The sequence below is a fragment of the Ruegeria sp. BHSA118 genome, from assembly GCF_059613405.1.
The window spans coordinates 24,902-42,664 of record NZ_JBXWSM010000035.1 but is presented as its reverse complement, the minus strand read 5'-3'; the positions used below and the strand labels follow the sequence as shown (position 1 = coordinate 42,664).

Genomic DNA, 17,763 nt, shown 5'->3' with positions numbered 1-17,763 from the left:
GATCAAGTTCGCGCGGTTGATGTTTCGGCCCGCATTCGGCCCGCGCGGCGGAAACAGGACTTTGTCCAGAAACTGGTTGGAAAGATAGAAATAGCCCACGCAACCCGACACGCCGATGGCGATCGTCAGCAGGCCTTGAAGTGCGGGTGTCATGGTGCGCCCATCCGTTTGGCAAGTGGGGCGGCCCTAGGACCGCCCCATGAGTTGGTCACTTGATTGCGTCCCAGGACGCCTGGATTTCACGTGCCACGGTGGCTGCGTCTTTTGCACCCGACGAATAATCCACCATCCCGGTCCAAAAGGTACCTGCCCCGACCGCACCCGGCATCAGGTCAGACCCGTCAAAGCGGAAGGTCGTTGCGTTGGTCAGAATTTCGCCTTGTCCGCGCTGTGAATCATTCGAATAGTTCCCGGGGTCTGCACCCAGATGGGGCGTCAGGAAACCATCCTGCGACATCATGATCTCATGGGCGAAAGGTGTCTTCAGAAACTCCATAAAAGTTTCGGCCGCGGGAGTTGGATTGGTGATTGTGAACAATGTCCCTGCCCCAAGCACCGGTGTCCCCAGATCTTTTTCGGCGTAAGCCGGGAAGTAAAAGAAATCAGCATCCACCCCCAATTCCGTGCCTTCCGGAAAATAGGCGGGGATAAACGAAGCCTGACGATGCATCATGCAGGCCGGCGGACTGTCGAAAAGACCTTTGGGGCTGTCACGGAAATCAATTGCCGCCGTGTCGTCTGCGTCGCCTACAACATAGTCGTCATTGCGGGTAAAGATGCCATATTCCTCAATCGCGGCTACGACGCGGGGATCATCGAATTTCATCTCGTTCGACACCCATTGGTCATAGACTTCAGGTGGTTGCGTGCGCAGCATAAGATCCTCGACCCAGTCCGTCGCGGGCCAACCCGTTGCGCCGCCAGAGGCCAGACCGACGCACAAAGGCGTCTCGCCGTCCTCGACCATCTGATCCATCAGAGCTTTGAACTCCTCCATGGTTTCGGGCACTTCATACCCAAAATCTTCGAAGTTTTCAGGCACATACCAAACCAGCGACTTGACGTTCACATTGAAGAAGAACCCGTAAAAATCGTCAGACCCTTGCGCGTTCTCAAACGTACCCAGATCGACCCAGGATTGACCGGCGGCGAAGTTTTCCCTGATCCAGTCCGCGGTGCCTTCGGCCAATGGCGTCAGATAGCCCTGTTTTGCAAGGTTTGCAGCCAGACCGGGCTGCGGGAACACAGTCAGATTCGGCGCCGAGCCTGCGGCCGCGTCAATCAGGATCTGCTGTTCCAGAGAATCCGAACCCACATAGCTGGAGCTCGCGCCTGTCGCTTCGTCAAAATAGGCCACGAGGTTTTCGAAGGACTTGCCCTCGCCAGCCAGCCAGGGGCCGAAAATGGTCAGGCTTTCGCCGGACAGATCATTTGCGTCGGCAAAGGCCTGAAACCCATCCCAGTCAAAACTGCCCTCGCCGATAGCGTGGATCATCTTACCCTCTGCCTGAACTGATCCGGCCATCAGGGCGAATGCCGCCGCACCTGCGTAAAGCCCGTGTTTCATTAAATCCTCCTCCCAAGCTTTCATGTATTCAAAGACTCACTTTCAAAGCGCTTTGGATACCGTGTGTTATCCGCTAAAATGGGCGCCCTGTCAATATTTTGCTTCCCAGTGCCAAAATTAATTATATTTTCTGCTTTCAACGCAAAACAAGTTGACGGAGACCGCATTTGCCCACAAAACAAAAAAGAGCCACTAAATTGAAGGCGCTTTGAATCGCAAAATGAACCTGAAGCAGCTCTCGGAAGTTCTGGGCCTTTCGCAAACTACGGTCAGCCGGGCGCTGAACGGGTACCCCGAAGTGAGCGAGGACACACGTGCACGCGTTCAGGCCGCGGCGCGCAAACACGGGTACCGGCCGAACAGTCGCGCCAAAGGACTTGCGACCGGACGATCGATGGTGATCGGCCATGTCATTCCCAGCTCGTCCCGACACGAAATGGTCAACCCGATCTTCGGGGATTTCGTCGCCGGTGCCGCAAAGAAATACGCTGAACATGGCTACGACATGATGTTCACCAACGCCGACGACACTTCGATTGAAGAGGCGTATCGGAGTCTCTTTCAGCGCGGCGCGGTGGACGGAGTCGTGCTGCAAGGCCCCAAAGTGAACGAACCACGGATCGAAGTTCTGACCCGCATGGGCGTCCCATTCATCGTGCACGGACGCTCGACCGGCGTCGACGCTCAGTATGACTGGATCGACGTGAACAACAAAAGTTCGTTCATGCGCGCCACGCGCTTTCTGATTGACCTTGGCCATCGCCGTATCGCTCTGATCAATGGTCTGGAAGATATGGATTTTGCCCAACGCCGCCGCGACGGGTATCTCGAGGCGCTTGGGCAGGCCGGGCTTGCGCCCGATGCCGATCTGATGCGCAGCGCTGAAATGACAGAGGTTTACGGCCATCACGAAACGCAAAACATGTTGCGCCTGGAGACCCCGCCGACCGCTATTTTGTGTTCATCAATGATCTCTGCCATCGGTGTACGGCGTGCGCTATCCGAAAACGGGCTTGAGATGGGTACGGATGTGTCAGTGATCGCCCATGACGACGACCTGTCCTATTTGAAGAACGGGCAGGATGTTCCGATTTTCACGGCAACGCGCTCATCCGTCCGTCAGGCGGGTGAAATGGCGGCTGACATGTTGATCCAGCGCATCAAATCCCCGAATGATCCCGTCAAAACGAGGCTGCTGGAGGCCGAGTTGGTCGTGGGCAGGTCAACCGGCCCTGCGCCCAACAGGGTGCAACCATGAAACATGCACGCGCTGATTTTCCCAAAGATTTTCTCTTTGGTGTTGCCACCTCTGCGTACCAGATTGAAGGCCACGCACAGGGCGGGGCGGGGCGGACTCATTGGGATACCTTTGCGGCGTCGCCGGGCAACGTGGTGCGCGGGGAAAACGGCGACGTCGCCTGTGATCACCTGAACCGGTTCGAGCAGGATTTCGACCTGGTGCGCGAAGCCGGGTTCGACTGTTATCGTTTTTCGACCAGCTGGGCACGTGTACTGCCGGAAGGGCGTGGTCAGGTCAATCAGGCAGGGCTGGATTATTATGACCGATTGGCGGACGCTCTGCTGGAACGCGGTATCCGCCCCTGTGTGACGCTTTATCATTGGGAACTGCCGTCAGCGCTTGCGGATCAGGGGGGATGGTGCAATCGCGATATCGCGGATTGGTTCGTGGATTATACGCAGGTCATCATGGGTCGGATCGGCGACCGGATGTTCAGTGCCGCGCCGATCAACGAACCCTGGTGTGTCAGTTGGCTGAGCCATTTTGAAGGCCACCATGCGCCCGGTCTGCGCGATATCCGCGCTGCGGCCCGGGCGATGCATCACGTTTTGCTGGCCCACGGGCGAGCCATTCAGGCCATGCGCAGTCTGGGCATGGGCAATCTGGGTGCCGTGTTCAACCTCGAATGGTCCGAGCCAGCGGATGACAGCGCGGAAGCCCGGCTTGCGGCAGATCGCTATGATGCGATCTACAACCGGTTCTTCCTGGGCGGGGTTTTCAACAAGGAATATCCCCAAACAGCCCTGGAGGGGTTGGAGCCGCACTTGCCCAAGGGCTGGCAGAACGACTTTGAAACCATCGGCACACAGGTCGATTGGTGCGGGTTGAACTACTACACCCGAAAATTGATTGCCCCGGCGGACACCGCGTGGCCCTGCCTGCAAGAGGTTCCCGGGCCATTACCCAAAACGCAGATGGGATGGGAAATCGAGCCCTCTGCCCTCACCCGCTTTCTTGTCAGAACAAGGAAAGACTATACGGGCGCGCTGCCAATCTATATCACCGAAAACGGTATGGCGAGTGAGGAGCGCGTGCAGGACGATGATCGTATCGATTATCTAGACAGGCACCTTGCGGCCGTGCTGGATTCTTTGGCACAAGGTGTTCCGGTGAATGGCTATTTTGTCTGGTCGCTGCTGGACAATTATGAATGGGCCTTCGGGTACGAAAAGAGGTTTGGACTGGTGGACGTGGATTTCGAAACACTTGCAAGAACGCCCAAAGCGTCTTTCATGGCGCTGAAATCCGCCCTGTCCGGGGGTCAGAGCGTCTCTCAGCCGTTAGCGCAACCATTCGGTGCCGTGCACGGGCATTGGAACCTGGTCGCGGATATTGGCGGTACGAACACACGTCTGGGTGTCGTCACGAACGGAGAATTGGCAGATCTTCGAAAACACCCGACAGGGACATTGGAAGACCTGCTGGAGGCGCTCCATAACCTCAGGGACGAGATCGGAACCAACCCACAGGCCGTCGTAGCAGCCGGAGCCGGACCTGTCAGGGACGGAACGATTCAGCTGACCAACGCGAACCTGGATCTTTCGGAAACAGAGTTGGCGAAAGCAACAGGAGCAGAGCGCACCTTTGTCATAAATGATTTCACCGCTGCGGCGTGGTCGGTGGCCGAGGTGACCCGGTCGGATGTTGCGGTCTTGCAGGGTCAGGCAACGCCGCCCGCAGGCACACGGTTGGTTGTAGGGCCCGGAACCGGGCTGGGCGTTGGTGCCTTGCTTTATTCCGAAGGCAGGTATCACACAGTTTCCGGCGAAGGCGGGCACGTGGGTCTGTATCCGCGCCATCGCGACGAAGTTGATATCTTTGAAGCGGCGCGCCGGATCGCACCGGGCTGTTTCTTTGGGGACAGCCTGGCGCTGGAAGCAGAAATGTTCCTGAGCGGAACCGGCCTGCCGATCCTGTATCAGGCGGTTGAATTGGCAGCCGGTCAGGCGCAGACTCAGGCGCGCTTTGCAAAGGACATTCTGAACGATGCCCGCAACGGCACCGATCTCATTGCCGAAAAAGCGGCGCAGATTTTTACCACCCATCTGGGTGCCTTGATGGGTGATCTGGCGGTCACCTTGATGCCGGAGGGAGGCGTTTTCCTCGTCGGCGGCGTTGCCGAGAAAAACCGCTGGCTATTCAGTGACAGTTTCAAGGATGCGTTCAACGGCGGCGGCCGCTTCAGCGACTTGCGCCGTTCCCTGAACCTTTACGTGTCTGAACAGGCAGAGTTCGGGATCATCGGCGCAAACAACTTTTGCAAGAACGCGCTGAGACAGCAACAAGACTAACCGAAATCTCTTACCTAAAAGGACCAAGATATGATCCTGTGCTGTGGTGAAGCGCTGATAGATATGATCTCGGAACCGACCGCGTCGGGCGCATTAGGTTTTGTGCCACATACTGGTGGTGCAGTTCTGAACACAGCCGTCGCGATGGGACGTCTGGATGTTCCAGTAGGGATGCTGACAGGTTTGTCATCGGACATGTTCGGACAGCAACTGATCGATGCGCTGAAAGCGAGCCATGTGGACACAACACATGTGATCATCTCGGACCGTCCCACCACGCTTGCCTTTGTGCAGCTTTCGGATGGGCACGCGACTTACAGCTTTGTTGATGAAAACACCGCGGGCCGGATGTTGCTGCCCGAAGACATGCCCGATCAGCTTCCTGCTGTCTCGGCCCTGTATCTCGGCGGAATCAGCCTTGCGTGTGAACCTTGCGCAGATGCATATGCCGCCCTTCTGGACCGCCACGGTTCCGACCGGGCGGTGATGCTGGACCCGAATATCCGCCCGGATTTCATCAAGGATCAAACCCGGTTTCGAACGCGTTTGAACCGCATGATCTCGCGTGCGGATATCGTCAAGGTTTCAGACGAGGACCTGGACTGGATCATTCCGGGTGCTGAATCCGAAGCCGCGAAAGCGTCCGTGCTGTTGCAGGCGGGTCCTTCCATTGTCATCGTCACGCGTGGCAGCGACGGGGCGCACGGTTACCTGGCGGATGGTTCCGAAGTCTCGGTTCCTGTGAAGCCCGTTGAAGTGGTCGATACGATCGGCGCAGGTGACACGTTCAACGCCGGTGTCCTGACCGAGCTCAGCCGCGCAGGGCATCTGACCAAGTCAGGTCTGCGCGGATTGACGGTTGAAAGCCTGCAAGCAGCCATGGAACTGGGCGCTGAAGTGGCGGCTGTGACCGTTTCCCGAGCTGGGGCGGAACCCCCCTGGGCGTACGAACTTTGATCTGCGGGATGGCATGATGAAACGATCCGAAATCAACCGTATCAAGACCCGGGCACAGGCGTTCATTCAGTCCTTCGGTACCGTGTTGCCACCCTTTGCGGATTGGTCGCCCGAGAAAATGCGCAGCCCACTGGCCGAAACGATCCGCAGCCGCGGGCTGGGATGGGACATTACCGATTACGCCCAGGGCCGTTTCGATGAACTTGGACTGTTTCTGTTCACTCTGCGCAATGGTGAGGCGAAGGATCTGAAATCCGGGCGCGGGATGCTCTATGCGGAAAAACTGTTGATCTCGAAAGAAAATCAGCTTTCTCCGATGCACCGGCATATCATCAAGGCAGAAGACATCATCAACCGGGGCGGCGGCGATCTCGTTCTGGAAATCCATGCGTCGGATCCAAACGGTGGCGTCGACCGCGACAACCCGGTGACCATCCCAAGCGATGCCTGCCCTGTAACCTTGCAACCCGGAGAGCACTTGCGGCTTAAGCCGGGGCAAAGCGTAACTCTGATGCCCGGCATCTGGCACGCTTTCTGGGCCGAGCACGGCGATTGCCTTATTGGCGAGGTATCGACCGTGAATGACGACCGTACGGACAATGTGTTTGAAAGGCCAATCCCACGGTTTTCAAAGGTCGAGGAAGATACCGAGCCGGATTTTCTTCTTGTATCAGACTATTGACACCGTTCGGTCCGGGCTGGCGCAGCAGGGTCGCTGGCTCAACCGTTGCAATTCCGTCCGCCATCCTTTCGCCTGCCGCTTGACAAGCCTGGCATAGCCGGACTAGCTGAGCAGGATGGTTCCGTAAGGGATGAAAATGGGAACACGGTGCGGCGCTGGAATGTGCCAAGTCCGTGACTGCCCCCGCAACTGTAAGCGGTGAGCGACGCCACTTCACCACTGACCCGTAAGGGTTGGGAAGGTCGGCCAAGCAACGACCCGCAAGTCAGGAGACCTGCCATCGCACTATGAACCAACCTGAGGCGGGGCGTCTCGGAAGGAGGCTTGATGGCGCGTTTGCGTAATATCCGGGTATGTGCCCTCTGTCTGCATCTGGCAAACGACGGAGACGGCAATGACCTGCTATTCTGATCACTACGTTCTGATCTGTTCAACATGTCAGGGGACGATGTCTGCCGAAGCCGCGCAAGACGCGCTGGATGCCCGGTTGCCTGATGGTTTTGAAACCCGAATGGTGGCCTGCATGGCAGGTTGTGAACGGGCCATGACCGTCGGATTTCAGGCCCCGGGCAAAGCGCAATACCTGTTTGGCGATATCACGACATCCCGCGACCTGTCTGCCCTGGTCGAATTCGCGATCCAGTTCGGCGACAGTGACGATGACTGGACCAGCGCCTCGGACCGCCCCCCTGCCCTTTTCGCAAAGACCTTATCGCGAATTCCCGCGTTGCCATCCGGGGGGTCATCATGAGTTTTCTGATTGCAGAGAATTTGGAATATTACGCGCTCAATGGCGACATCCTGTTGCAGGACGTGTCCTTTCGTCTGGAAGAAGGATCAATTCTGGCAATCGCCGGGCCGAACGGCGCCGGCAAGACCACTCTGCTGAAACTGCTGTGCGGGATTGAACGGATTGCGTTGGGCGATGTTTGGATAGAAGGACAAAGCCTTCGGACCCTGTCCGCTCGCCAACGCGCCCGCTCCATTGCTGTGGTCGGGCAGCAGGAAATGCCCGACGGGCGGATGCGCCTGCAAGACTACGTTGCTCTGGGGCAAATCCCGATTCAGGGCGAACGTTCGGTGGCTCAGCACAAAGCTGATCTTGAACGGGTGCTGACGACGACCGAACTGTCGCATTTTGCCAACAAAACGATGGGTCAACTGTCCGGCGGAGAACGTCAGCGCGCACATATCGCGCGCGCGCTGGCCCAGAACCCGTCCTTGCTGTTTCTGGACGAGCCAACCAACCATCTGGACCCCGATGCCAAGGGGCACATGCTGTCTCTGGTCGCTGATCTGGGGGTAACGGTCGTCATGATCGTCCATGATTTGGTCATGATCCCGGAATTCGCCACCCATGTGGCGTTGATGAAAGCCACGCGTCTGACGGGGTTCGGGCCTGTTGGCGAAGTTCTGACCCCAGACCGGGTACGTGAGACATTCGGCGTGGATTATCTGTGCTTTCAGCACGAAGGCCGCATGATCCCCGCACTGGACATCCGAAAACGGAAACTGTCATAATAACAGGAGCTTACATATGATGCAGAAACTCTGGCCGGTGGTTGTTTTCGCTGGCTTGACAGGTGGCGCGGCAGCGGAAGCCGTCACCGTGGACAATTGCGGCGAACCGCTGGTTTTTGACTCGGCACCGGAACGTCTGGTCGTGCATGATATGAACATGGCGGATATGGCCTTTGCGCTCGGCCTTCAGGACAAGATCGTGGGTCTTACCGGGATTACGGGCTGGTATAAAACCAGCCCTGACTTTGATGCTCAGCGCGGCGACATCCCAGAGCTTGCCCCCAAATACCCGACGATTGAAAACCTTGTGGCCGTCGAGCCCGATCTGTTTTTTGCCGGTTGGTACTATGGCATGAAACCCGGCGGAGATGTCACGCCCGACACGCTGGAACCCTTTGATATCAAAACCATGATCCTGACCGAAAGCTGCGTGCATCTGGACAAGGATCGCCCCGAGGCCAGTATGAACCTGTTGTTTGATGACGTTCTGCGCCTGGGCAGGGTCATGCAAGTCGAAGACAAGGCCGAGGCGCTGGTTGCCGGCTGGAAGGACAAGTTGTCCGCCATTCAAGCAAAAACAGCCGATCTGGAAAAGCCCCGCGTATTCCTGTTGGACGGACCGGCCGATGCTCCGTTTACCGCCGGCAAGTTCGCCATTCCCGATGCAATGATCGCAGCCGCGGGTGGTGAGAACGTGACGCATGATCTGGATACCAGCTGGGGCCGCACGTCATGGGAAGCTGTGGCAGCGGCTAACCCGGAGTTTCTGGTGTTGCTCGATTATCAGTCCGGCAACGGCGCAGAGGACACTTTCCAGTTCCTCAAGGATCACCCGGTGATGTCACAAACGGACGCGGTAAAGAACGAGCGGTGGATTGGCCTGCGTTACGAAGAACTGACGCCCGGTCCGGCAAATATCGAGGCGATCGAGAAGATGGCGAAGGCGATGCATCCGGAGACCAACTGATATGGTCCAATTGGGCCGTTTGATAGTGCTGGGGGCGGTTGTTCTGACCGCCCTTTTGCTGTTGTCGATCGTCTATGGGACCACCCCAATCCCCGTGCGCGAAGTTTTTACGGCCATCGGTCTCGGAACCGGTCTGATGGAAGGAGACATGTCGCCCTTGCACCGGATCGTCTTCGACCTTCGCCTGCCCCGCGCCCTGTTTGCCGCCGTGATTGGTGCGGGACTGGGCGTCGTTGGTGTCGTTCTGCAAACAACGACGCGAAACGATCTGGCCGATCCGTTTCTGTTCGGTCTGTCCTCGGGTGCTGCTGCCGGCGCCGTTCTGGTGATCACCGTCACAGGGGATGTCCTGGGAATCTGGACGTTGCCTTTGGCGGCGTTTTGCGGTGGTCTGATCGCCTCCGGCATAGTTCTGGCGCTGGTTCAGGGCTTGCGCACGAGCGCACCCGAAAAACTGATCCTGGCTGGCCTGGCGGTGTCCTTTCTGTTTTCCGCGATCACCAACTACCTGATTTTCTCTGGCGACAATCGCGCTGCTCATTCGGTGATATTCTGGATGCTTGGCGGTCTGGGACTGGCAAGATGGGAAACGTTCCCCCTTGTCCTGATCGGATTGGGCCTGATCCTGAGCTATTCACTTTACCGCAGCCGGTGGCTTGACGCGCTGCTGACCGGGGATTTCACAGCCTCGTCACTGGGTATTCCCGTTCAAGGTCTGCGCTTCAGCATGTTCTTCGTTGCCGCGTTGGCGACGGCCAGCTTCGTTTCCGTTGCTGGTGTCATCGGCTTTGTCGGGCTGATGGTGCCTCATATTGCACGCGGTATCGCCGGAACTCTGCACCGAAACCTGCTGATCGTCTCGGCGATCGTGGGTGCGATACTACTGACACTGTCCGATATCCTGTCACGCCTACTTCTGGCTCCGCAGGAATTGCCCGTCGGAATCGTCACAACGTCAATAGGATCACTTTTTGTCTTTTTGTATTTGTTCAAATCTGATCGCGGGAATTAGTTTCCGAAGGTTGGGCAACACTGTCATTTCTCAGCATTGATGAGGTCAAGCAGTTCAGCATGCAGTTCAGGGGTTGCGGCGGAAACGACCGCGCCATCTGAATCGAGGGTCAACGCATGCCCCTGCCAATCGGTCATCACTCCGCCAGCAGCCGTGACCAGAGGTGAGAGCGCCAGATAGTCATAAGGTTGCAGATCGTAATCCACCACAGCATCGACATGCCCCGAAGCAAGCAAGGCATGGGGATAACAATCATAGGCAAATCGGCGCGTCTGCCCTGCATTCATCAGCCGGCTGAACAGGTCAGGATGATCGCGATAAATCTTATCGCCTTCATTCACATACAAAACCGATTGATCCAGACGCGTGGTGCGCGACACCTTTATCGGTCGCCCGTTCAGGCTGGCGCCGTCACCAATCACACCCAAATAGGACTCATGCAAGGCCGGCATTCCGACCAGCCCCAACCGAGGGCGCCCATCCACAAGGTGCGCCAAAAGGAACCCGAACAAAGGATGGCCGGACAAAAACGAACGGGTTCCGTCAATCGGGTCAATCACCCACATATGACGCCCGTCGCCTGCTTCTTGCCCGTGCTCTTCGCCAAAAATGCCGTGCCCGGGAAAATGCTGGTTCAGGTAGGTGCGTACTTCTGCCTCAACTGCCTTGTCGGCCTGCGTCACCGGGCTTTCATCCTGTTTGAATTCAATGCCCAATGATCCCCGAAAAAACCGCATCGCGGACTCCGAGGCAATATCAGCAATCTTCATCGCGTGCTCAGTCAACGCATCTGGGGTTACCATTTCCGGTCCTTTCGGCTGAAGTCATCCAGTCTCCGACGGATGAAAGGTTGTTGGCCCTGAAAGCTGAATGAGAAGTCATGCAGTTCAGTATTCAGATGGGCATGAGGTGTGACAATACTGAAACTTTATCAATGGCTTATGGATCGAAATTCGTCAGATTCGACGAACATTCGGACACTCGGGGCGGATTTGCCCTGTTTGCATGCTTTCCCCATGTATTCCGATCGCTGTGCGTGTGTCGGTTGATCAGCTCTTGCACCCTCGGGTCAGGTTTTCACCCGGCTCATCTGAGGGTCGTAAAGCGGTTGCAGCGTCACTTCGCACGGAACCCTCTGAGTGGCGACATCCAATTCATATGTCCCTGACGTGACGTATTTCGCGTCGACACCCGTGGCGTTTCGGATGTAACCGTAGCCGATCGACTTTCCGACGGTGTAACCATAGCCGCCCGAGGTCAGCCATCCGACCCTTTCGCCATTCCGATAGATCGTTTCACGCCCCAGAAGAACGACGTCGGCGTCAACCGTGAAACATGCCAGCATCTTCTTTACACCGCCGGTTTTTTGCGCCTCAGATGCGGCGCGTCCTTTGAAATCAATATTTTTCCGGAGTTTCACGGCCCAGCCCAAGCCGCTTTCGAACGGCGTGTGATCCGGCCCGATATCCGAGCCCCAGGCGCGATAGCCTTTTTCAAGACGCAGCGATTCAATCGCCCTGTAGCCCGCATTGATCAAACCATGCGGGCGCCCTGCCTCCATCAAGGCGTCATACACGGTCTGTGCATATTCTACCGGCAGGTGCAGTTCCCAGCCCAGTTCACCCACATAAGTCACGCGCAGCGCCTTGACCGGGCACCCCGCAATGCCGATGGTGCGGATCGTGCCAAACCTGAACCCGCTGTTCGAGACGTCATCGCGCGTCACCGCCGCCAGAATCTCACGCGCTTTTGGTCCCATCAATGACAGAACCGCATTCGATGAGGTGATATCGAACAGCTGGCAATTCATGCCCTCGGGAATGCTGCGGTTGATCCAGTCGAAGTCATGAGTGGCATAGCCGGTGCCGGTGACGATATAGAATTCATCATGAGCCACGCGCCCAACGGTCAGATCACACTCGATCCCGCCCTTGTCGTTCAGCATTTGGGTATAGACAAGCGCGCCAACCGGCTTGTCCACATCATTGGCGCAGATCCAGTTCATCGCTGCCAAAGCATCGGGGCCCTTGAGAGCGAATTTGGCGAAAGATGTCTGATCGAACACCACAGCCGCTTCACGTGCCGCTTTATGTTCGCGCCCTACGGCATCGAACCAGTTCTGGCGGCCAAAGCTGTATTCATCCTTGGGCACCTCGCCCTTTGACACGTCCGCGTACCAGTTGGGGCGTTCCCAGCCCAGTTTCTCGCCAAAACACGCTCCCTGCTTTTTCAGCGTGTCATAAAGCGGCGATTTTCGGCAGGGGCGGCCCGAGTCATGTTCCTCATGCGGCCAACCCATTGTGTAGTGCTTGCCATATGCCTCGACAGTACGGGTGCGAACCCAGTCGGTGTCGAAATGCGGGCGGCCAAAGCGGCGGATATCGGCAGACCACAAATCGAAGGGCGGCTCACCCTTGTGCACCCATTCCGCCAGCGCCATGCCCGCGCCACCGCCAGCCGCGATGCCAAAGGCATTAAAGCCTGCGCCGACGAAGAAGTTCCTCAACTCGGGCGCTTCGCCGATGATGAAATTGCCATCGGGCGTGAAACTTTCTGGCCCGTTGGTCAGGGTTTTCACCCCTGCGTTTTCCAACGCGGGTACACGACCCAACGCAAGCTCCATAAGCTGTTCGAAATGATCGAAGTTGCTGTCGAGAAGGGTATAGTGGAAACCTTGCGGAATACCCTTGGTCGCCCAGGGGATCGGGTTCGGCTCGTAGCCGCCCATGACCAGCCCGCCTACTTCTTCCTTGTAATAGGTCAGCCGGTCGGGGTCGCGCAGGGTCGGCAGGTTACCGGGCACGTCGAAAGGTTCTGTCACCATGTACTGGTGCTCCATCGGAACCAGAGGAACGTTGACGCCAAAGCGGCTGGCAAAGGTACGGGACCATTGCCCGGCGCAGCAGATCACCTTTTCACACTCGATCCGACCTTGTTCGGTGATTACCGCGCGAATTTTGCCATCTTCGATCTCGATATCGGTGACTTTGGTATCTTCGAATATCTTCGCCCCGGCCATGCGGGCGCCCTTGGCCAATGCCTGCGTGATATCTGATGGATTGGCCTGACCGTCTGTCGGCAGGTAAGCCGCGCCGATCACGTCAGAGACATCCATCAAGGGCCAAAGCTCCTGCGCCTCGGATGGGGTCAGAAGCTGCATGTCCAGACCGAAGGAATGCGCCGTTGTGGCCTGGCGTTTCACCTCGGTCCAGCGTTCCTCGTTGCAGGCCAGACGCAAGCCGCCGTTCATCTTCCAGCCAGTGCCAAGCCCTGTTTCCTCTTCGATCTTGTTGTACAGATCGACGGAATAACCCAGCAATTGCGTGATATTGGCGTTCGAACGCAACTGACCCACCAGACCCGCGGCGTGGAAGGTGGTGCCCGAGGTCAGTTTCTTGCGCTCCAGCAGCACCGTATCCGTCCAGCCCAGCTTGGCCAGGTGATAGGCGGTCGAGCAGCCGATGATCCCGCCACCGATAATGACGGCTTTGGCTGTTTTCGGAAGGTCGGTCATGTCTGTCCTCAGGTATTTTTGAAATCGGTAAGGGCTGCGCGGAACCGCGCCAGGTTTTCAGCTGTGTAGGCTGCGTAATCAAAGTCGATATCCGAGGTAATCTCGGACACCATGCTCCACATGGTTTCCCGCAGCAGCGAGGCGCATTTCATCGCCGTATAGCGGTGGCGCAGGTCGTCGGTGACGGGGGTCTGGAAATAGGTTGCCAGCATCCAGTCTTCCTGTTCGGGGGAAAGCCCGTTATTCGAGGCCAGTCCGCCCAGATCAAACAACGGCGAGTTGAACCCGGCATAGTCGAAATCGATCAGCCACAAGCGGGTGCCATCATCCAGAAAATTGCCGCAGAGCAGGTCGTTATGTCCGAACACGATGTCATACGGCCCTGCCTCATGTTCCAGGTGCGTGCCTGCGTCGATCAGATCGGGGATCAGCTTTACATGGGCGCTGCCATTCTCGGTCAGCGTTGCGGCATAGTCCCGGATGACGTGGAACACCCAGAATACCAGCGATGGCCCACGCAGGTGTTTCGGCACTTCGACATGACAGGCTTTCACCAATTCCAGAACACGGGGCAGCATGTTCGGATGGCGAACATCTTCTTCCATCAAGGTGCGGCTTTCGATGAATTCCAGCACAGTCAGATCGCCCGAGGAATGCAGCACGGCAGGCGAAAGACCTGCCGCATTGGCTGCCTTGCTGGCGGCCAGCTCGTTGAACCGCATCACCTGATGCAGGGGGATGTCGTCGCCCACACGCACCACATAAGACCCGCTGCCATCCGTAACCTTGTAGTTCATATTGGTGATGCCACCGGTCAGCGGAGTGGCCTCGATCTCTCCCTTCCAGATCGGCAGAGCGCGGATGCGGGTCATCAGGTCGGGATGGCTCATATCAACTCTCCAGTCCAAAGCGGATGCGGGCCTGACGGGCACTGGCATTGATCAACCGATCGGCGATGATGGCGATGAAGGCAATCGACAGGCCGGCCACCAGACCGCGGCCGGTATCGGCCTTGGTCAGGGCGATATAGACCTCCTGCCCCAGATCGCGGGTGCCGACGAGGGCGGTGATCACCAGCATTGACAGCGCCAGCATGATCGTCTGATTGACGCCCAGCAGGATTTCAGGCAACGCCATTGGCAGACGGATATGGCGCAGCAGCTGCCTACGTGTGCAGCCCGAAACCAGACCCGCCTCGATCAGTTCTTCGCCGACCGAACGCACGCCATGGGCGGCATAACGGACCGCCGGGGCCAGCGCATAGAGAACGATGGCGATCAGGGCGGTGAAATCGCCAACCCGGAACAGCATGACGACGGGAATCAGATAGACAAAGCTGGGCAGGGTTTGCAGCGTGTCGATCAGAAGATTGATGACCGTTCCAGCGCGTTTGTTCAGCGCCGCCAGAACACCCAGAGGCACCCCGACCAGCGTCGCCAGAATGACAGATGCGCCGCACAGATACACTGTCACCATCGCCTTTGACCACAGGCCCGACACAAGTATCAGCGAGGCCATTCCGCCACACAGCAACGCCAGCCGCCAACTGCCTGCGTGCCAGCCCAGCAGGGTCAGCATCGCGATGGCCCACGGCCACGGAATACCCAGCAGAACCGTTTTGATCGGGATCATGAACCAGGTCAGGAAGAAGACCTTGATGGCCTCGAACGTGTCGAAATAATTGACGTTCAGGTATTTGACCGTGTTGTCCCAGAACGCGCCCGTCGTGATGGTCTGACCTTCGGGATATTCCAGCAGCAACGGCGAGAACTGGCCCAGCACCCACGTCAGCACCAGCAGGGTCAGCACCAGAACCGTGCGTCGATGACGCGCGATCCACGAGCCCGGCTGTTCATGATGCACCTGCCCCATGCGCTCGGCAAAAGCCTGGCTCAGACGGTCGACGGCGATGGCCAGTACCACGATGGCAATCCCGGCTTCGAACCCTGCCCCAATGTCCAGACGGCGCAGCGCAGCGAGAACGTCAAACCCCAGCCCTCCGGCCCCGATCATCGAGGCGATGATGACCATGTTCAGGGTCAGCATGATGACCTGATTGACACCCACCATCAGGCTGTGGCTGGCCGAGGGCACAAGCACGCGCCACATCAACTGCCGCCGGGTCGTGCCCGCCATGCGTCCGAAATCCAGAATCTCAGGATCCACACCTTTCAGCGCCAGCGTGGTGATCCGCACCATCGGCGGGGTCGCATAGATGATCGTGGCGACCAAGGCAGAGATTGGACCAAAGCCAAACATGAACAGGATCGGCACCAGATAGGCAAAGATCGGGATCGTCTGCATCAGGTCCAGAATGGGCGAGATGATCTTTTCAAAAAGCGGATGGCGATAGGCGAGAATGCCCAACAGCAACCCTCCGCCCGCGCCAATCGGCACCGCGATCAGGACCGAGGCCAGCGTCACCATCGCGCTGTCCCATTGTCCAAAAACGGCCAGATAGATGAAACAGGCCCCGACCAGGGCGGCCAATCCCCAATCGCGGCAATACTGCCCCAAAGCGATCACGGCAGTGATCACCACGATCCAGCTGACCGCGGGCAGGATGACCTGCGCGTCATTTCCCTGACCGCTGACAAAGCCGTCGGCCAGCAGGGCCAATACCAGATTGTAGGGCTGCTCGATCAACCACGCGATGGCGCGGGTGACATCGGTGAAGGACACCGGCCCGATGGCGGCATCCTCGATCAGCCATGTCATCGCCGAGGAAATGTAGGTTTTGAACGGGATCACCCAGGCCGAAGGGAACTTGGTCAACCAGCGCGCATCCAGCGCCTTGCTCAAATCACGACCGAAATAGCCAAGCACGATGGTGACCAGAACAAGCAGCAGAATGGCCATCTGGCTGCGGGTCAGGCGGATCATGCCGTGTCTCCGCCGCCGAACAGAACATGCGCAACGGCCTTGCGGTCAATCGCTCCGACGGGCTGGCCGTCTGCATCCACGACAGGGATCGGCGCATCTGACGCGATAATCCGTTCCGCCACGTCCGAGATGCGCGTGGATTGAGAGATCGGATCGCCCTCGCCCACAGCGCCGGGTGTCATGACACCGCCGACGGTCAGGACCTTGGAACGGGGAATATGTTTCGTGAATTCAGCCACATAACCGGTGGCCGGGTGCATCACCAGCTCTTCCGGCGTGGCGATCTGGATCACCTCGCCGTCCTTCATGATGGCGATGCGGTCGGCCAGGCGAACTGCCTCTTCGAAGTCATGGGTGATGAAAACGATGGTCTTGTGCAACCGCTCCTGCAACCGCAGGAATTCATCCTGCATCTCGCGCCGGATCAGCGGATCGAGGGCCGAGAACGGCTCATCAAGAAACCATAGATCAGGCTCGGTCACCAAGGAACGGGCAATGCCGACGCGCTGCTGCTGGCCACCGGACAGCTCACGCGGATAATAATCCTCACGCCCCTTCAAACCGACCAGTTCCACCACCTCGCGGGCCTTGGCGTCGGCTTCGGGTTTGGGTGTGGCCTGAATCGTCAGCGGGAACATTACGTTCTGCAAAACGGTCAGATGTGGCAGCAAAGCGAAATGCTGGAACACCATGCCCATCTTGTGACGCCTGATTTCGATCAGCTCGTTTTCGCTGGCGCGCAAAAGGTCAGCATCGTCGAACAGAACTTCACCGGCGGTTGGTTCGATCAACCGGGACAAGCACCGAACCAGAGTGGATTTGCCGGACCCCGACAGGCCCATGATGACAAAAATCTCGCCTTCCGAGATCTCGATATTTGCGTTGCGCACTGCGCCGATCACGCCTGCCTTGCGAATATCTTCAGCCGTCGGTTCAGGGGTTGTCCGCAGCAACCGATCTGCGTTGGGGCCATAGAGCTTCCAGACGTTTCGGCACGACAGTTTGGTCTTGGGGGGCATCAGGGGGGTCCGGTTCATTCGTGAAAATGGCCAGAGCGGTCCGAGAGAGC

14 protein-coding genes, 2 pseudogenes and 1 riboswitch are annotated in these 17,763 nt (G+C 57.9%); of the genes and pseudogenes, 9 read left to right on the top strand and 7 right to left on the bottom strand.

Features of this window, described 5'->3' with window-relative positions:
• Positions 1-153: pseudogene (locus AC2FNN_RS12250) on the bottom strand (alpha-glucoside ABC transporter permease); the annotation flags it as partial.
• A gap of 55 nt (positions 154-208) precedes the next feature.
• On the bottom strand, positions 209-1,567 hold the full coding sequence (locus AC2FNN_RS12245) for an ABC transporter substrate-binding protein (RefSeq protein WP_496758855.1): 1,359 nt from the start codon (positions 1,565-1,567) through the stop codon (positions 209-211).
• Between the two features lie 220 nt (positions 1,568-1,787).
• Between AC2FNN_RS12245 and AC2FNN_RS12240 the strand changes: the two genes are divergently transcribed.
• From AC2FNN_RS12240 to AC2FNN_RS12200, 9 genes and pseudogenes are all read left to right on the top strand, one after another.
• Complete coding sequence (locus AC2FNN_RS12240) at positions 1,788-2,825, top strand: LacI family DNA-binding transcriptional regulator (protein ID WP_496758854.1); 1,038 nt, start codon at positions 1,788-1,790, stop codon at positions 2,823-2,825.
• A pseudogene (locus AC2FNN_RS12235) lies at positions 2,822-4,126 on the top strand (GH1 family beta-glucosidase); the annotation flags it as partial. The gene AC2FNN_RS12240 and the pseudogene AC2FNN_RS12235, both read left to right, overlap by 4 nt.
• Positions 4,100-5,158, top strand: a complete 1,059-nt coding sequence (locus tag AC2FNN_RS12230) for a glucokinase (RefSeq protein ID WP_496758856.1) — start codon at positions 4,100-4,102, stop codon at positions 5,156-5,158. The pseudogene AC2FNN_RS12235 and the gene AC2FNN_RS12230, both read left to right, overlap by 27 nt.
• A 30-nt stretch (positions 5,159-5,188) precedes the next feature.
• Positions 5,189-6,115, top strand: coding sequence for a carbohydrate kinase family protein (locus AC2FNN_RS12225; protein ID WP_496758853.1), 927 nt, complete (start codon positions 5,189-5,191; stop codon positions 6,113-6,115).
• 16 nt (positions 6,116-6,131) lie between these two features.
• Positions 6,132-6,797, top strand: coding sequence for a D-lyxose/D-mannose family sugar isomerase (locus AC2FNN_RS12220; protein ID WP_496758852.1), 666 nt, complete (start codon positions 6,132-6,134; stop codon positions 6,795-6,797).
• 99 nt (positions 6,798-6,896) lie between these two features.
• Positions 6,897-7,093: riboswitch (cobalamin riboswitch) on the top strand.
• A gap of 98 nt (positions 7,094-7,191) precedes the next feature.
• The gene (locus AC2FNN_RS12215) at positions 7,192-7,548 is read left to right on the top strand and encodes a DUF1636 family protein (protein ID WP_496758851.1); all 357 of its coding nucleotides are present in this window, start codon (positions 7,192-7,194) and stop codon (positions 7,546-7,548) included.
• Positions 7,545-8,318, top strand: a complete 774-nt coding sequence (locus tag AC2FNN_RS12210; RefSeq protein WP_496758850.1) for an ABC transporter ATP-binding protein — start codon at positions 7,545-7,547, stop codon at positions 8,316-8,318. The genes AC2FNN_RS12215 and AC2FNN_RS12210 overlap by 4 nt, the downstream gene beginning before the upstream one ends.
• Before the next feature lie 16 nt (positions 8,319-8,334).
• Positions 8,335-9,285, top strand: coding sequence for an ABC transporter substrate-binding protein (locus AC2FNN_RS12205; RefSeq protein ID WP_496758849.1), 951 nt, complete (start codon positions 8,335-8,337; stop codon positions 9,283-9,285).
• A 1-nt stretch (position 9,286) separates the two neighbouring features.
• Positions 9,287-10,297 carry a FecCD family ABC transporter permease gene (locus AC2FNN_RS12200; RefSeq protein WP_496758848.1) on the top strand — a complete coding sequence of 337 codons (1,011 nt, stop codon included), beginning with the start codon at positions 9,287-9,289 and terminating at the stop codon, positions 10,295-10,297.
• A gap of 23 nt (positions 10,298-10,320) precedes the next feature.
• Here the strand turns inward: AC2FNN_RS12200 and AC2FNN_RS12195 are convergent, their stop codons facing one another.
• The 5 genes from AC2FNN_RS12195 to AC2FNN_RS12175 all read right to left on the bottom strand — a co-directional run bounded on the left by AC2FNN_RS12195 (position 10,321) and on the right by AC2FNN_RS12175 (position 17,713).
• On the bottom strand, positions 10,321-11,100 hold the full coding sequence (locus AC2FNN_RS12195) for an inositol monophosphatase family protein (protein ID WP_496758847.1): 780 nt from the start codon (positions 11,098-11,100) through the stop codon (positions 10,321-10,323).
• Positions 11,101-11,366: 266 nt separating this feature from the next.
• Positions 11,367-13,811 (bottom strand): GcvT family protein, encoded by a 2,445-nt coding sequence (locus tag AC2FNN_RS12190; protein ID WP_496758846.1) that lies wholly within the window; start codon positions 13,809-13,811, stop codon positions 11,367-11,369.
• A gap of 8 nt (positions 13,812-13,819) precedes the next feature.
• Positions 13,820-14,701, bottom strand: coding sequence for a phosphotransferase (locus AC2FNN_RS12185; RefSeq protein WP_496758845.1), 882 nt, complete (start codon positions 14,699-14,701; stop codon positions 13,820-13,822).
• 1 nt (position 14,702) lies between these two features.
• Positions 14,703-16,694: an ABC transporter permease gene (locus AC2FNN_RS12180; protein ID WP_496758844.1), complete on the bottom strand. Its 1,992-nt coding sequence runs from the start codon at positions 16,692-16,694 to the stop codon at positions 14,703-14,705.
• The gene (locus tag AC2FNN_RS12175; protein WP_496758843.1) at positions 16,691-17,713 is read right to left on the bottom strand and encodes a quaternary amine ABC transporter ATP-binding protein; all 1,023 of its coding nucleotides are present in this window, start codon (positions 17,711-17,713) and stop codon (positions 16,691-16,693) included. The genes AC2FNN_RS12180 and AC2FNN_RS12175 overlap by 4 nt, the downstream gene beginning before the upstream one ends.
• Positions 17,714-17,763: the final 50 nt, after the last annotated feature.

Bases quoted from the DNA above. Each gene is read 5' to 3' on its own strand.
- AC2FNN_RS12175 (WP_496758843.1), bottom strand. From the start codon at position 17,713: ATGCCCCCCAAGACCAAACTGTCGTGCCGAAACGTCTGGAAGCTCTAT.
- AC2FNN_RS12230 (WP_496758856.1), top strand. From the start codon at position 4,100: ATGGCGCTGAAATCCGCCCTGTCCGGGGGTCAGAGCGTCTCTCAGCCG.
- AC2FNN_RS12205 (WP_496758849.1), top strand. From the start codon at position 8,335: ATGATGCAGAAACTCTGGCCGGTGGTTGTTTTCGCTGGCTTGACAGGT.
- AC2FNN_RS12240 (WP_496758854.1), top strand. From the start codon at position 1,788: ATGAACCTGAAGCAGCTCTCGGAAGTTCTGGGCCTTTCGCAAACTACG.
- AC2FNN_RS12190 (WP_496758846.1), bottom strand. From the start codon at position 13,811: ATGACCGACCTTCCGAAAACAGCCAAAGCCGTCATTATCGGTGGCGGG.
- AC2FNN_RS12225 (WP_496758853.1), top strand. From the start codon at position 5,189: ATGATCCTGTGCTGTGGTGAAGCGCTGATAGATATGATCTCGGAACCG.
- AC2FNN_RS12195 (WP_496758847.1), bottom strand. From the start codon at position 11,100: ATGGTAACCCCAGATGCGTTGACTGAGCACGCGATGAAGATTGCTGAT.
- AC2FNN_RS12200 (WP_496758848.1), top strand. From the start codon at position 9,287: ATGGTCCAATTGGGCCGTTTGATAGTGCTGGGGGCGGTTGTTCTGACC.
- AC2FNN_RS12185 (WP_496758845.1), bottom strand. From the start codon at position 14,701: ATGAGCCATCCCGACCTGATGACCCGCATCCGCGCTCTGCCGATCTGG.
- AC2FNN_RS12210 (WP_496758850.1), top strand. From the start codon at position 7,545: ATGAGTTTTCTGATTGCAGAGAATTTGGAATATTACGCGCTCAATGGC.
- AC2FNN_RS12245 (WP_496758855.1), bottom strand. From the start codon at position 1,567: ATGAAACACGGGCTTTACGCAGGTGCGGCGGCATTCGCCCTGATGGCC.
- AC2FNN_RS12220 (WP_496758852.1), top strand. From the start codon at position 6,132: ATGAAACGATCCGAAATCAACCGTATCAAGACCCGGGCACAGGCGTTC.
- AC2FNN_RS12180 (WP_496758844.1), bottom strand. From the start codon at position 16,694: ATGATCCGCCTGACCCGCAGCCAGATGGCCATTCTGCTGCTTGTTCTG.
- AC2FNN_RS12215 (WP_496758851.1), top strand. From the start codon at position 7,192: ATGACCTGCTATTCTGATCACTACGTTCTGATCTGTTCAACATGTCAG.